The following is a 13,993-nucleotide window of genomic DNA, read 5'->3' as shown; positions in this document are numbered from 1 at the left end:
TTTGCAGGGCTGCTGAATGAAAAAATCTCTTTTTTGGTTGCTGGCGCTGGTGCTGTCACCCGTCGCCGTGCTGGTGGTGATCACGCCGATGGACAGCCAAAAGCAGTATATTTTTGGTCTGTTAAGTATCGGTATTCTCTTTCTGATGGGCTTCAGCAAGCGCCGCAGCGTATCGGTCATTATGGTCGTCACGTCGCTGCTGATGTCCACCCGTTACATGTATTTTCGCCTCACGCAGACCCTGCACTTCAACTCGTCCATTGAAGCTATTCTCGGCATGGGACTCTTTCTGGCGGAAGTCTATATCTGGGTGATGCTACTGCTTAACTATCTGCAGACGGTCTGGCCGCTGAAGCGCGGCATTGTTCCGCTGCCGGATGATATGAGTAAGTGGCCGACGGTCGATATCTATATTCCGAGCTATAACGAACCGCTGGAGGTGGTGCGCGATACCGTCCTGGCGGCACAATGCATTGATTATCCAAAAGATAAAATGAAAATCTATCTTCTGGATGACGGTAAGCGCAGCGAGTTTGCCGTCTTCGCCGCCGACGTCGGCGTGGGCTATATCACCCGCAATGACAACAAGCACGCCAAAGCGGGGAACCTTAACCATGCGCTGACCCTGACTCAGGGGGAGCTTATCTGCGTTTTCGACTGCGACCACGTCGCCACGCGCGTCTTCCTGCAGGCCACCGTCGGCGGTTTCCTGAAAGACCCGATGCTGGCTCTGGTGCAGACGCCGCACTACTTCTATTCCCCGGACCCGTTTGAACGTAACCTCTCCGTCGGACGCAACATTCCCAACGAAGGGATGTTGTTCTATGGCCCGATTCAGCAGGGGAACGACAACTGGAACGCCACCTTTTTCTGCGGCTCCTGCGCGGTGATCCGTCGCGAGGCGCTGGCGCAGATCGGCGGTTTCGCCGTCGAAACGGTGACCGAAGATGCTCATACGGCGCTGAAGTTTCAGCGTCTGGGGTGGAAGTCGGCCTTTCTCGATATCCCGCTGGCCGCAGGCCTCGCTACTGAACGCCTGGTGGTGCACGTCATCCAGCGTACCCGCTGGGCGCGCGGGATGACGCAGATTTTCCGCGTCGATAATCCGCTGTTTGGCCGCGGGCTTACTTTTCAGCAGCGCTTGTGCTATCTCAGCGCCATGCTCTACTACCAGTTCGCGCTGCCCAGGGTGGTGTTTGTCACTGCCCCGCTGGCTTACCTGCTGTTTAACCTCAATATTATTTACTCGTCGGCGAGCCTGATTGTCTCCTATGCCCTGCCGCACCTGTTCCTCGCTATTTACGTTGGTTCGCGAATGAACGGCCGCTATCGCTACAGCTTCTGGGGGGAGATCTACGATATTGTGCTGGCCTTCCACCTGGTGCTGCCGACCCTGGTGACGATGATTTTCCCCAAACGCGGCAAGTTTAACGTTACCGATAAGGGGGGGCTGCTGGACGTCGGCTACTTCGATTTCACCGTGGTGCGCCCGCACCTGGTGGTGGCCTGCCTGCTGGCCCTGGGGGTGATCGTCGGCATCGTCCGGGCGATTGGCCATGACTATTTTGGCTCGGATCCCAACGTTATCGCCCTCAACGTCGGGTGGGGGATCTACAGTCTGATCTTCCTGCTGGCGGCGATTGCCGTGGCGCGCGAAACGCGGCAGGTGCGAAAAACCATTCGTATCGATGTCGATATTCCGGTGGTGATCCATTACGCCAGCGGCATCGTCTCGCGCAGCCATACCGCGGACCTGTCGATGGGCGGCTGCCGCGTGGTCGCGCCTGATAATCGCCATCTGGAGGATGACATCGAAGAGATTGAGCTGATCCTGCAGTCCGGGGCTATCTCGATCCCGGCCCAGCTGGTCACCTCTGACGAGCGCTTCCTGCGCCTCAAGTTTGATGAAGATATTCCGCTTTCGCGCCGCCGTGAACTGGTGCGCGTGGTGCTGGCCCGCGCGGATGCGCGGATTAATCCGCCGCGCCCGCAGGATAACCCGTTCCGCTCCTTCTTCACCATTTTACGCTGCGTGTTCGAACTGTTCTGGCTGACGTGGAAAACCCGTCGCAGCCAGCGCAATCGGGCAACAGTGGCGAAAACGGCGCAGGAGGATGGGACGTTATGAAGCGATTAACCACGCTGGCGCTGCTGGCAGGGATGCTCTCTGCGCCTGCGCTACACAGTGAAGAACCGGGCTCCGGCGCCGCTGCCCCGCTGAGCTTCCCGCAGCTCAACGACGCGGCGGACAGCGAGCCCGGCGACGAACCTCCGGCTGCCTCGCCGGAGGAGGGCGCCTCTCCGGCAGCCCCCGCCACCGCCGGCGATGCGGCGGCGACGGCCCCTGCGCCGGTTATGCCGGACTTACCCCCGCCGGTGAGCGGCACGGCCGCGCCGGAGGTCATTCCTGTCGCTCCGGTCTGGGGAGGCGATCTGAATCTGGCGCAGATGGGGATGCCGGACGGGATTATCCTCAGCGGCGGCCAGCGACAGGGTGGGGTCAGCTTTACCCTGCCTGCCGATCAGGTGGTGATCCATTCGCAGCTCAGCCTTGCCGTTCGCGTATCGCCGGAGATGGCGAGCCGCAACGCCACCCTGCAGCTGATGCTCAACGGTCAACCGCTCGGCACGCTGCCGCTGGGCGCCGATGGCGAGGATGTCTCCCATTATCAGCTGGATATTCCGCCCGCGCTGATGGTCTCCAGCAATAACCTGAGCGTGAAGATCAACGATGGCGATACCCTGCAGTGCCAGCGTGACATTCATGATACGTCGCGGGTGACGGTGCTGCCCACGTCGCATTTCAGCTGGGAAAGCCAGCAGCTGAACATCAGCGACGACCTGAGCCACTTCCCGCGGCCCTTCTTTGACAGCATGCAGATGACCCCGGCGGACATTGCGGTCGCCTATGGGGCCAAGCCGTCGGCGGACGTCTTCAGCGCCGCGGCGCTGATCTCCTCCTGGCTGGGTATCCAGGCGGACTATCGCGGCATTGCCTTCAGCGCTCTGCGCGACCGTCTGCCGGAACGCCACGGCATCGTGATTGGCCATCCGGGGGAGCAGGTGGGCGGCATGATGCTGCCGGAAACCGATAAGCCGCTGCTGCGCATCATCGCCAACCCCGCCAATCCGGCCTATAAACTGCTGCTGATTGTCGGTAAAAACGATACGGCGCTGCGCATGGCCGCCTGGCGGTTAACCCGCGGCAACTTTGCGCCGCAAACCGCGACGCTGGATGTCGAACCGCAGACCATCCCGGTTGGCAAAGCATATGATGCCCCGCGCTGGATCCCCACCGATCGTCCGGTCAAGCTCAGCGAGCTGCTGCGTAAGGACCAAAGCCCGACCGTCAGCGGCGTCTGGCACGAACCTTTACGTATCGCCTTCCGCGCCGCGCCCGATCTCTATCTGTGGGATGGGGAGACCATTCCGCTACAGGTTGGCTACCGCTTCCCGTCGGAAAGCTGGATTAATGAGGACAAGTCCTTGCTGAGCGTCACGCTCAATGGCACCTTCCTCAACAACCTGCCGATGAACAAGCAGGGGCCGCTGGAGAAAGTCTGGCGCTACCTCGGGGGCGATGCGCGCCAGGAGCGCTTTACCATCCCGCTGGCGCCTTACCTGATTTACGGCGATAACCAGCTGTCGATGTACTTCAATGTGGTGCCAAAGGACGATGTTCCGTGTTCGGTGCTGCTGAATAACAATATCAAGAGCCGGATCACTGACGACTCCTGGATCGATTTGAGCAAGACGCGTCACTTCTCGCTGTTGCCCAATCTCTCCTACTTTGTCGGCGCCTCGTTCCCCTTCTCGCGGCTGGCGGACTATTCGCAGACGACCCTCCTGCTGCCGGCGGACCCGTCTGAAACCCAGGTGGCGACCCTGCTGAATCTGGCGGCACGCTCCGGGAACGCGACCGGCACCGCGCTGGCGAATAACCGCGTCGTGCTCGGGATGCCCACCGGCGGGGGGGATTTGCAGTCGCTGCGTGAACGTGACGTGCTGGCGGTCACCGCTCTCGATCAGCAGGCCTTTAACCAGAGCCTGCTGGCCGACTCACCCTATCGCCCGGTAGATAATGTGCTGAGCGTCCGCGAGCCAGACCTGTGGCAAAAAGTCCAGCGCCGGCTCACCGGCGACTGGACTTCCGCCAGCCTCGACGCCGATCGCTACTTTTCGTCGAGCAGCGCCTGGCGCGGGTTCATCAGCTATCGCTCGCCGTGGAATTCCACCCGCCTGGTGGTGGTGGCGCTGGCCAGCAATGATGACCAGCTGGCGCGACTGAAGACCGATCTGGAATCGCCGCGCATTAACGCCGGGATCCGCGGCGATACCGCGGTGATCACCAGCGATAACGGGGTGCGCAGCTTCCAGGTGAGTACGCCGTTCCCCAGCGGTCAGATGCCGTGGTACATGATGGCGGTCTGGTATGCCAGCCAGCACTCAGGTTTCCTGGCGGTGCTGGGGCTGATTGCCACCTCGATAATGGGACTGGCGCTGACCGCGATGTTTAAACGTCACGCCCGTAAGCGTCTGGGTTCGGGGGATAACCAATGAAAAGAAAGATAATAATAACGATGAAGACCTCCCGTCGGCTTACCACGTTCTGCCTCACCGGCGCGTTGACTCTCGCTGCCTCGGGCGGCGCGCTGGCGGCGGGGAACGACGCGGCGCTACAGGCGCTGTTCGCTCAGGCCAACTACTGGCATGAGAAATCTCATGACGAGCTGGCGATGGAGTCCCTGCAGAAGGTGCTCTCGGTGGATGCCAACAACACCCAGGCGCTGTATCTGATGGCGCTCTGGTCGCAGCAGGGCGGCGATATGCAGGCGGCGGCGCAGTGGCGCGCGCGTCTGGCGAAAGCGGCCCCTGACAGCCCGGGACTACAGGATCTGGACAACGCCAAAAAGATGTCGCAGGTGCCGCAGGGCCAGCTCAGCCTGGCCCGCCAGCAGGCGCGCGGAGGCAATATCCCCGGGGCGCTGGCGACCTGGCGCAGCATGTTCAATGGCAATACGCCGCCTGCCGAGCTGGCGGCGGAATATTACCTGACCATGGCCAGCGACAAATCGCTCTATCCGCAGGCTATCAGCGAGCTGCGCCAGTACGTGGCGCAGCATCCGCAGGAGAACGCCCCGCGGGTGGCGTTGGGCAAAGCGTTAACCTGGCGGGAAGAGACTCGCCGGGAAGGGATCGCCCTGCTCGAGCCGATGGCCAGCGGCAATAAAGAGGCGGACAGCGGCTTGCGCCAGGCGCTGCTCTGGCTGGGCCCGCAGGCCGGGGATGAGCAGTATTACGACACCTGGATGCAGCGGCATCCCCAGGACAGCGAAGTTCAGAATTACTTTCGCGAACGGCGCAGCGGTCAGGCGCGCGGCCAGGGCTACGCCAACCTCAACAGCGGCAATACCGCCGCCGCGAAGCAGCAGTTTGAAGAGGTATTGCAGACTAACCCCCAGGATGCCGATGCGCTGGCGGGCATGGGCTATATCGCCCAGCGCAGCGGCGACTACCAGGCCGCGTCGCAGTATCTGAGCCGGGCCGCGGACCTCGGCGGCGACGCCTCGGCGACCCGTCGTCAGCAGGCGGCCGATGCGCTGTTCTACGGCCAGCTGGCGCAGGCCCAGCAGGCCTATAAGCAGGGCAATATCAGCCAGGCGCTGGCGCTCTCCGCGCCGTTGGCGCAGCAGAGCGGGGCGCAGGGCGCCTCGGCGAAGCTGTTCCGCGCCGATGTGCTGCGGCACAACAAAGATTTGCCCCAGGCGGAGCAAACGCTGCGCTCACTGTTAAATGACGATCCGCAGAACGCGGCGGCGCGGGAAAACCTCTATTACGTGCTGCGCGAGCAGAATAAATCCGCCGAGGCGCAGGCGATGCTGCAGACGCTCCCGCAGAGCCTGCGGCAAAAACTGCAGCCGCGGGTGGTGGCCGGTATGCCGGGCGATGCCCTGCGCCGTCAGGCCCAGGCGCAGGTCAGCAGCGGTAACCCAGCCGGCGCCATTGCCACCCTGCGCGAAGGCGTCGCCCGCTATCCGGACGATCCCTGGCTGCGCCTCGACCTGGCCCGGCTGCTGCAAAAATCGGGTAACGGCAGCGAGGCCTCTTCGCTGATGTCGGCGGCCTATCGCCCCGGCGCCAGCAACAGTGCGCTGTATGCCGCCGCCCTGTTTGCCAGCGAAAACGGCGCCTGGCAGCAGGCGCAGACGCTGCTGGCGCGCGTTCCCGGCGGCAGCCAGACCAGCGATATGCGCGATTTGCGCCAGCGGGTGAACTACAACCTGCAGTTGGTGACGGCCGAAAACTACCTGGCGCAGGGCAATACCATCGCCGCCAGCAATACCCTGCGGGCGATGGCCTCCACGCCGCCAAAAGCCCCGGCGGACGCCGGCAAGCTGGCGCGTCTGCTGGCCGAGAGCGGCGACCTGACCACCGCGGTCTCGCTGGTGCGCAACAATATCAGCAGCGGCGTATCCGGCAATGCCGGGGATTACGCCGATCAGATCGCCGTCCTGAATCAGGCCGGGCTAACCGGCGAGGCGCAGAACCTGATCAGCAATCCGCAGCTGCAGGCCAGCAGTACGCCGACGCAGCTGGCGAGCATTCGCAATGGCTATGTGATCAACGAAGCCGACCGCCTGCGCGAGCAGGGCAATTACGCTGCGGCGTATGACAAGCTGATCCGCGCTATGCAAAGCGATCCGCAAAATACCGATCTGATGTTCGCCATGGCGCGGCTGTACCAGAGCGGCAAAATGAACAAAGAGGCCGGGGTGGTCTATGACTACCTTATGACGCGCGATACGCCGAACCAGGATGCGCGCGCCGGGGCCATCGACGTGGCGCTGTCGGCGGGGAACAACGATCGCGCTGAACAGCTGGCCGGCGGTTTGCGCCAGGATAACTCCCCGGATCGCCTGCTGCTGCTGGCGAGAGTGGCGGAGGCCCAGGGACATCATCAGCAGGCGATGACCTATCTGCGCAGCGCCCGCGGCAAACTGCTGGGCATGCAAAGCACCAACAGTAGCGAAACGCCGACCGTCGGCGGGGTGCTGGCGGCGGATAACCCCTTTATCGGCGTGTCGCAAACGTCGGCGCCGACGCGGACGGCCTCCGCCTACGGGCAGTACATGCCGTGGCAGGTTGCCCAGTCGGCCGCCGCGCCTGGTTCCACGCTGCCGGGGATCCAGCGCACCGATCTGCCGGTGGACACCGCCCAGACGCGGATGCTGCGTCAGGTGGACACCATGATGGAGTCGCTGCAGGAGAAAACCGGCAGCTGGCTGCAGGGGGGAATGGACGTGCGTGGACGCGACGGCGAATCGGGCACCAGCAAGCTGACGGAGCTCCGGACGCCGCTGACCTGGTCATCCTCGCCGTTTGGCGACTCGCGCTTTGACTTTACCGTCACCCCGGTGTCGTTGAACGCCGGGACCGCCAGCGGCGACGCCTGGCGTCGCTACGGCGCCAACCCGCTGGCTAACGCGGTCTCCAACATGGTGAGTACCGCCACCAGCGAGCAGGCGGCGATCGCCTCGATGACCGAGGCGGAGCGGACGGCCTATTTCGCCAGCAATCCAGGGGCCGAGGCGTTAAGCGGCCTCGGCACCCTGAACGCGGCAGATTTCAATCCGACCACCAACAGCGGGATGGAAAACCTGGCGAAGCTCGGGAGCTATGATGCGGGGCAGGTGGCCAGCTATCTCTCTTCGTCCAGCCGCAAGCCGAACGTTGACCAGACCAGCGGCTCGACCGATTCGCAGAAGGCCAACGGCGTCGAACTGGCGCTGGCGTTAAGCGGTGACGATTACCGGGTCGATATCGGCAGCACGCCGTTGGGCCAGGATCTTAATACCGTAGTCGGCGGGGTGAAATGGTCGCCCAAGCTGACCAACTATCTGTCGCTGATCCTCACCGGCGAACGCCGCTCGCTAACCGACAGCCTGCTTTCCTACGTGGGTCTGAAAGACGCCTATTCCGGGAAAACCTGGGGGCAGGTGACGAAAAACGGCGGCACCCTGCAGCTGAGCTATGACGACGGCGACGCGGGCTTCTATGTCGGCGGCGGTGGATACAGCTATCTGGGGCAGAACGTCGCCAGCAACACCAGTATCAACGCCAATGCCGGGGTCTATCTTCGTCCCTACCATGACGAATACCGCCAGCTGCAGGCCGGGTTGAGCATGAGCTATATGGATTACTCCAAAAACCTCAGCTACTTCACCTATGGTCAGGGGGGCTACTTTAGTCCGCAAAACTACGTCAGCGTATCGCTGCCGGTCAGTCTGACGGAGAAATATGATAACTGGACCATGAAGCTCGGCGGCTCGGTGGGCTATCAGTCTTACAGTCAGGATAAGAGCGCCTATTTCCCGACCAATTCGGAGTGGCAGCAGACCCTGGAGACGGCGGTGAGCAATGGGTTTGCCAAGGAAGCCTACTACTCCGCGACCTCGAAGAGCGGCATAGGGTATACCCTGCGCGCCGGGGCGGATTACAAGGTCAACAAACAAATGACCCTGGGGGGTCAGATTGGCTATGACACCTTCGGGGATTATAACGAAAGCACCGCCGGGCTCTATATTCGCTATATGTTAGGAGATCATTGATGATGACGGAGAACAATAACCCGGTGGTGATGACCTGGTTTCAGCAGCAGCAGACGCCTGCCGGATGGTTCGATCTGTTGATTATTATGATCGAAGGTATGCTAAATAATGCCGGCGAGCTGGAAAGCCAGCCCTTCCTGCGTCAGATGGGCGCCTCGCTGGCGGAGACCCATCCGCTGCCGGCGTCGGAGACGGTGGGGGATCTGGAGGCCAATATCAACCGGCTGCTGACTCATTTTCACTGGGGCGTGGTGACCATCGATGTCGGTGAGGACGGCCTGCGCCTGCGCCATCAGGCGTTGCCGGTCAGCCGCGACGAAGCGGGGCGCGTGCGCTGGTGCAACGCGTTCTGTGCCATACTCGAGGGGTTATATTCTCGCTGGCTGCAGAGTCAGGGAGGCAGTGCCCACGTGATACTGCAGCGTGAGCGGGTGTTCTCCGTCTCTGACGTTCAGTTTCTCTACTACCATCCATAAAGAGTGAATTTATGCCCCTGCGTGCTTTAGTGGCGGTGATAGTGACAACGGTAGTGATGCTGGTGCCCAGGGCGTGGGCGGATACGGCCTGGGAGCGCTATAAGGCCCGTTTTATGATGCCGGATGGTCGTATCATTGATACCGCCAATGGCAATGTGTCGCATACGGAAGGTCAGGGCTTCGCCATGCTCCTGGCGGTGGCGAATAACGATCGTCCGGCGTTCGACAAGCTGTGGCAGTGGACGGACAACACCCTGCGCAACAAGTCTAACGGGTTGTTTTACTGGCGCTATAACCCGGTGGCGCCGGACCCTATCGCCGATAAAAACAACGCCTCCGATGGCGATACCCTGATCGCCTGGGCGCTGCTGCGCGCGCAAAAGCAGTGGCAGGATAAGCGCTATGCGATTGCCTCTGACGCCATCACCGCCGCCCTGCTGAAGTCTACGGTGGTGACTTTCGCCGGTCGCCAGGTGATGCTCCCGGGCGTGAAAGGGTTCAACCTCAATGATCACCTGAACCTTAACCCTTCCTATTTCATCTTCCCGGCCTGGCGCGCCTTCGCGGAGCGGACGCATCTCACCGCCTGGCGGACATTGCAGAGCGACGGACAGGCGCTGCTGGGGCAGATGGGCTGGGGGAAATCACATCTACCCAGCGACTGGGTGGCGCTGCGGGCGGATGGCAAGATGCTGCCAGCCAAAGAGTGGCCGCCGCGGATGAGTTTCGATGCGATCCGTATCCCGCTGTATCTCTCGTGGGCCGATCCGCACAGCGCCTTGCTCGCGCCCTGGAAGGCCTGGATGCAGAGTTACCCGCGCCTGCAAACCCCGGCGTGGATCAACGTCAGCACCAACGAGGTGGCCCCCTGGTATATGGCCGGCGGCCTGTTGGCGGTGCGCGATCTGACGCTGGGTGAACCGCAGGAGGCGCCGCAGATTGACGACAAGGATGATTATTACTCTGCCAGCCTCAAGCTGTTGGTCTGGCTGGCGAAACAGGATCAGCGCTAAATACGGTGATTGATTTGCCGCCTTCCCCGCCCGTATGCCTGCGGGCTGAGAAGGTGGAATGGGAACGTCTCACGATGTAAGGCCGCCAACATAGGCGGCCTTGTCGCTTATTGCGGATAAGGCACCCAGCTACCGCCATTCAGCTGGACATAAGGCTTGCCCTGATACTGGATGACGATGGCGTTGGCGTTCTCGGACACCGCCGCGCTCTGCGGCAGGTTGGCGACATACTGCTGCCAGTTGACGCTGTCCTCGCTGAACATTTTGCCGTCGAGGGCGCGCACCACCAGCTCCGACACCGCCAGATAACTGCTGGGCTGATCGATGATAATCGGCGCCCCTTCATGCGGCGCCTTCATGCCGAAGAATTTCACCGCCGTCGGGACGTTAGTGATCGACGGGCTTGGAATATCGCGCAGGCCAGATACCTGCATCTTATCGCCCTTCAGCGCGCCGCCGTGTTCCGGCACCACCACCACCATCACTTTCCGCCCCGATTTCTCCAGCTCGGTGAAGAAGTTATCCAGGTCATCAAACAGCTTCTGCGCCCGCACTTTGTAGTCTGCGGTTTTGCTTTGTCCCGGGAAGTGGTTGCCGTCATGCAGCGGCAGGGTGTTATAGAAGGTGGCGTTCCGCGGATTGCTGCTGGCCTCTTCGGTCTTCAGCCAGCGGTTGAGGACCGCCAGATCCTTATACACCGGGGAGCCGTCAAACGCCTGCAGGCTGACCGGCAGGCCGGTCTGGTCCATCAGCGGACTCTGCATACCGCCCAGCGAACGCAGCTCTTTCAGGAAGTCGCCGAACAGACCGTTATGGCCGAGCATCAGCTGCTGGTTGAAGCCGAGCTTCGCCAGGTTTTCAAACAGGTAGCAGTCGGCGCCGGACGGCTGATACAGGTTAGTATGCGACAGCTGGCCGCAGCTGGCGCGCAGCAGGCGCACCGCCGCCGGGCCGCTGTAGGAGGTCGCGGAGTTAAAGTTTTTGAAGACAATATCAAAGTGCTTCCATAGCGGATGATCCATCAGACCGGCGGCTTCAATATCCGACCAGGAGAGGGAGCAGATGTTGATCACCAGCAGGTCAAACGGCTGCGCATCCGCCGGCAGCTGGTCCGGGAACGGCGTCTTGCGCTTCTGCTCGGCGGCATAGAAAGCGTTCAGCCAGTTGGTCAGGTTGGCTGAGGTCGGCGGCTCGGTCTGCGGCGGAATATCGCTGTTGGCGGGGCTGGACGCGGCGCCAGCGGCGGCGTTGGCCCCGGTATTGGCCTGTGCGGTCGTGGCGGCGGCCGTGGTGGGCTGACCGGAGGGCCATAGGGTAAAGGCCGGCAGCAGCGGGCTGACCGCCAGCCAGACGACCATTGCCGAGACAAACACGGTGACGCGCAGCCACTGGCTGATAAACAACCATAGCACCAGCAAAACAAAGAAGGCGCCAACCATGCTCCAGTTGATAAAGCGGACAATCAGATCCCAGATATAGCTGGCGCTGAAGCCGGCGATTTGCGACCCCTGGCTAAAAATCGACTCTGGCCCGGGCAGCCAGGTATCGTGCCAGAACAGCGCGAATCCCAGCGGAATAGCGATCCAGTGGCGGATACGGTGTAGCTTTTCGCGCGGGATCGGCACCAGCAGAAAGGCGAGAAATACCAGGTTCAGCATCGGATGGAAATTGAGATACCCGGCCCACAGCAGGGCAAACTTGACCAGAAAGTAGAAGTTCCAGCCGCCAAGGCCGCGCCAGTACTGCCAGAGCGGAAGCGGTGCCGCGGTCGTTTTTTTATTTGTCATTTGTTCGCTTTGCCTTGCTTAACCGTTGTTCCCCGGCGTAATACCCCTGCCGGTTTCACGTAACGGGGTTTAAAGAACATCAGTCTTAACGTCGTGCGGATCCGGCGCTGATAGTGGCGCGTCAGGTAGCCCAGCGGAAAAAACAGCAGGGCGCAGAGCACCACCAGTTGCAGAATATCGGCGAGAGACATCATCAGGCTTGCTCCTCGCGGGTGGTTAACCGGTGTGGTTCGGGGTAGCGTCGCCAGTGGCGTCCATCGTGGGTGGCGTTAATGGTCTCGTTTTTACCGACCGAGAGAGGCAGCGGCGTGTTCCAGCGCGCCGGCTCGACGCCGCGCATGATTACGATTTCCGAGAGGATTTGCTTGTCCTCAAACCACACCATACGGTTAGAAAAAATATCGCCGGTCGGCAGCGGGAAAATGTGGTTTAGCGCGGTATCGAGGTCATTGATCCGGCAAAACGACAAAAACAGCACCAGCCGGTTATTGCCGATGGTCATGATGTCGCCCATCCGGTTAGGTTTGCATAACGTCAGCGCCTGCTCAACGCGCAGCCCCGGCGCCGGGCGCAGGGCCACCATCACGCCTTTGCTGTCGGGTGGAAGCAGGGTATTGGTCATCACGTTGTGCACCGCTTCGCAGAAGGCATCCCACTTCTGGTAGCCGCGCAGCTTTAACGGCTGGCTCCAGGTCAGCAGGGTGGCAAAATCTTCCGGGATATGGCGGGAGAACTTTTGGTTCTGTACGCTTTCGATTAGCGTCAGGCAGCGGGAGAGCGATGCGCTGCTGGGGATCACCAGGCTGGCGCCGCTGCTGAGCAGTAGCCGCTCATCGGTCGCGCGCAGGCTCGGGGTTTGTTCACGGACGATGATTTTCAGCGCCGTACCGCGCTGGCGACGCAGGGTATGAATATAGCGGCCCAGCTGTTCAATTTGCGTATTTTGGGTAATGGAGAAGAGGATCGTCGCCGCTTGCGCGGTGCGCCCGGCGTTGAAGACCTCGTCGTTGGTGTCAAACAGCGTCCAGTATTCCGACAGCGGCGGGGCGCCTTCCAGCACGCGCACATGGCTGAGGATCGCTTTTTCGTCGCTGCGCGGCTGCACGCTGGTTTCAGCGTCCTGCGCTAATCGCCAGCCGGCGTCATCATGTTGCACCATCAGCTGCTGTTGGGCGCTGATACCCTTATCGCTTCCCCACCAGGCAATATCAAAGATATGCCGGTCGCCCTGGTAACGAATACTTGCCAGTCCGGAAAGGGAGCGGTACTCACGTAATAAGGGAGTCAGCTGCCGATCGATATCCTGCGCGGAATTGATCGCTAAGAACGCGCAACGGTGATATTGCGCCCAGCGGCTGGTCTTTTCTACCCAGGCGCATAACTTTTCATTATTTATATTTTGCCAGGCATTTTCAGCGCATAGCAGAATAAACAAATAATTGCCAGGTTCGAGGGAGCAGACTAAATCGCGGTGTATTTCCTCCAGCGCCTGCGGGCGATTCGGCAGGGTGAACAGCGCGATATTATCCGGACCGTGAGTATGATCTAAGGAAATGATATCCTTGGGTTTGTTTCCCATAACCAGCGCGGCAACGTGGCTGTTTTTCGCCTGCGCGGCCAGCGTCTGATTAAACAGGCTGACGGCATCGGCATAACGGTCGACGTTGAGCCACCATACTCCGCCGACCGGCATATGGCACACTTCATCCCATAATGATGAAATACCCAAAGTAAATACATTATCCACGGCATCCCTCGTGCGCCCTGATTGACACTGAATAAGTTTACTAGCGAAACCGACAGAGTAAACCTAACATTGAAATTAAAGGTCATCAGTTTTAGCATGTACACCTGCTTTTAAGGATGAGCTGTATACGTCCTCTGGTTTAATAATAAATTTCGAACGGACAGAGATATGCCAGCAAAAGATCCTGCGGTACCCACGGACGCCACGCTGGGGTACACCTTTCAAAATGATTTTCTGGCGCTTAGCCGGGCATTTTCCCTGCCGGATATTGATTATCATGATATTTCCAGGCGCGAACAGCTGAACGCGGCGCTGAAGCGCTGGCCGCTGCTGGCAGAGTTTGCAGAGAAAAAATAAGGAA

Annotated in this window: 9 protein-coding genes; 6 read left to right on the top strand and 3 right to left on the bottom strand. The window is 60.8% G+C overall.

The window, feature by feature from the left end:
• Window positions 1–16 precede the first annotated feature (16 nt).
• The 5 genes from KPHS_50500 to KPHS_50460 are packed head-to-tail and all read left to right on the top strand — an operon-like array spanning window position 17 to window position 10,098.
• Entirely contained in the window at window positions 17–2,128 is a 2,112-nt protein-coding gene (locus KPHS_50500) for a putative cellulose synthase (protein ID YP_005229350.1), read from the top strand.
• Window positions 2,125–4,560 carry a cellulose synthase regulator protein gene (locus tag KPHS_50490; protein YP_005229349.1) on the top strand — a complete coding sequence of 812 codons (2,436 nt, stop codon included), beginning with the start codon at window positions 2,125–2,127 and terminating at the stop codon, window positions 4,558–4,560. The genes KPHS_50500 and KPHS_50490 overlap by 4 nt, the downstream gene beginning before the upstream one ends.
• Entirely contained in the window at window positions 4,557–8,609 is a 4,053-nt protein-coding gene (locus tag KPHS_50480) for a putative cellulose synthase (RefSeq protein YP_005229348.1), read from the top strand. Before KPHS_50490 ends, KPHS_50480 begins: the two co-directional genes overlap by 4 nt.
• Window positions 8,609–9,085 carry a hypothetical protein gene (locus KPHS_50470; RefSeq protein YP_005229347.1) on the top strand — a complete coding sequence of 159 codons (477 nt, stop codon included), beginning with the start codon at window positions 8,609–8,611 and terminating at the stop codon, window positions 9,083–9,085. Before KPHS_50480 ends, KPHS_50470 begins: the two co-directional genes overlap by 1 nt.
• 11 nt (window positions 9,086–9,096) lie before the next feature.
• Window positions 9,097–10,098, top strand: a complete 1,002-nt coding sequence (locus tag KPHS_50460) for an endo-1,4-D-glucanase (RefSeq protein YP_005229346.1) — start codon at window positions 9,097–9,099, stop codon at window positions 10,096–10,098.
• Between the two features lie 107 nt (window positions 10,099–10,205).
• Here the strand turns inward: KPHS_50460 and KPHS_50450 are convergent, their stop codons facing one another.
• The 3 genes from KPHS_50450 to KPHS_50430 are packed head-to-tail and all read right to left on the bottom strand — an operon-like array spanning window position 10,206 to window position 13,632.
• Window positions 10,206–11,885, bottom strand: coding sequence for a cellulose biosynthesis protein BcsG (locus KPHS_50450; protein ID YP_005229345.1), 1,680 nt, complete (start codon window positions 11,883–11,885; stop codon window positions 10,206–10,208).
• A complete protein-coding gene (locus tag KPHS_50440) occupies window positions 11,882–12,079 on the bottom strand; it encodes a cellulose biosynthesis protein BcsF (RefSeq protein ID YP_005229344.1) in 198 nt (65 codons plus the stop codon). The genes KPHS_50450 and KPHS_50440 overlap by 4 nt, the downstream gene beginning before the upstream one ends.
• Window positions 12,079–13,632 (bottom strand): cellulose biosynthesis protein BcsE, encoded by a 1,554-nt coding sequence (locus KPHS_50430; RefSeq protein ID YP_005229343.1) that lies wholly within the window; start codon window positions 13,630–13,632, stop codon window positions 12,079–12,081. Before KPHS_50430 ends, KPHS_50440 begins: the two co-directional genes overlap by 1 nt.
• Window positions 13,633–13,800: 168 nt before the next feature.
• Between KPHS_50430 and KPHS_50420 the strand changes: the two genes are divergently transcribed.
• Window positions 13,801–13,989 (top strand): hypothetical protein, encoded by a 189-nt coding sequence (locus KPHS_50420; protein ID YP_005229342.1) that lies wholly within the window; start codon window positions 13,801–13,803, stop codon window positions 13,987–13,989.
• The last annotated feature ends 4 nt before the right edge of the window (window positions 13,990–13,993 follow it).

The organism is Klebsiella pneumoniae subsp. pneumoniae HS11286, from assembly GCF_000240185.1.
Lineage (GTDB): Bacteria > Pseudomonadota > Gammaproteobacteria > Enterobacterales > Enterobacteriaceae > Klebsiella > Klebsiella pneumoniae.
This window is presented reverse-complemented; position numbering and strand designations above follow the sequence as displayed.

What these genes read in the sequence shown, in the direction of transcription:
- KPHS_50500 (YP_005229350.1), top strand. Translation starts at nt 17, where the DNA reads ATGAAAAAATCTCTTTTTTGGTTGCTGGCGCTGGTGCTGTCACCCGTC.
- KPHS_50490 (YP_005229349.1), top strand. Translation starts at nt 2,125, where the DNA reads ATGAAGCGATTAACCACGCTGGCGCTGCTGGCAGGGATGCTCTCTGCG.
- KPHS_50480 (YP_005229348.1), top strand. Translation starts at nt 4,557, where the DNA reads ATGAAAAGAAAGATAATAATAACGATGAAGACCTCCCGTCGGCTTACC.
- KPHS_50470 (YP_005229347.1), top strand. Translation starts at nt 8,609, where the DNA reads ATGATGACGGAGAACAATAACCCGGTGGTGATGACCTGGTTTCAGCAG.
- KPHS_50460 (YP_005229346.1), top strand. Translation starts at nt 9,097, where the DNA reads ATGCCCCTGCGTGCTTTAGTGGCGGTGATAGTGACAACGGTAGTGATG.
- KPHS_50450 (YP_005229345.1), bottom strand. Translation starts at nt 11,885, where the DNA reads ATGACAAATAAAAAAACGACCGCGGCACCGCTTCCGCTCTGGCAGTAC.
- KPHS_50440 (YP_005229344.1), bottom strand. Translation starts at nt 12,079, where the DNA reads ATGATGTCTCTCGCCGATATTCTGCAACTGGTGGTGCTCTGCGCCCTG.
- KPHS_50420 (YP_005229342.1), top strand. Translation starts at nt 13,801, where the DNA reads ATGCCAGCAAAAGATCCTGCGGTACCCACGGACGCCACGCTGGGGTAC.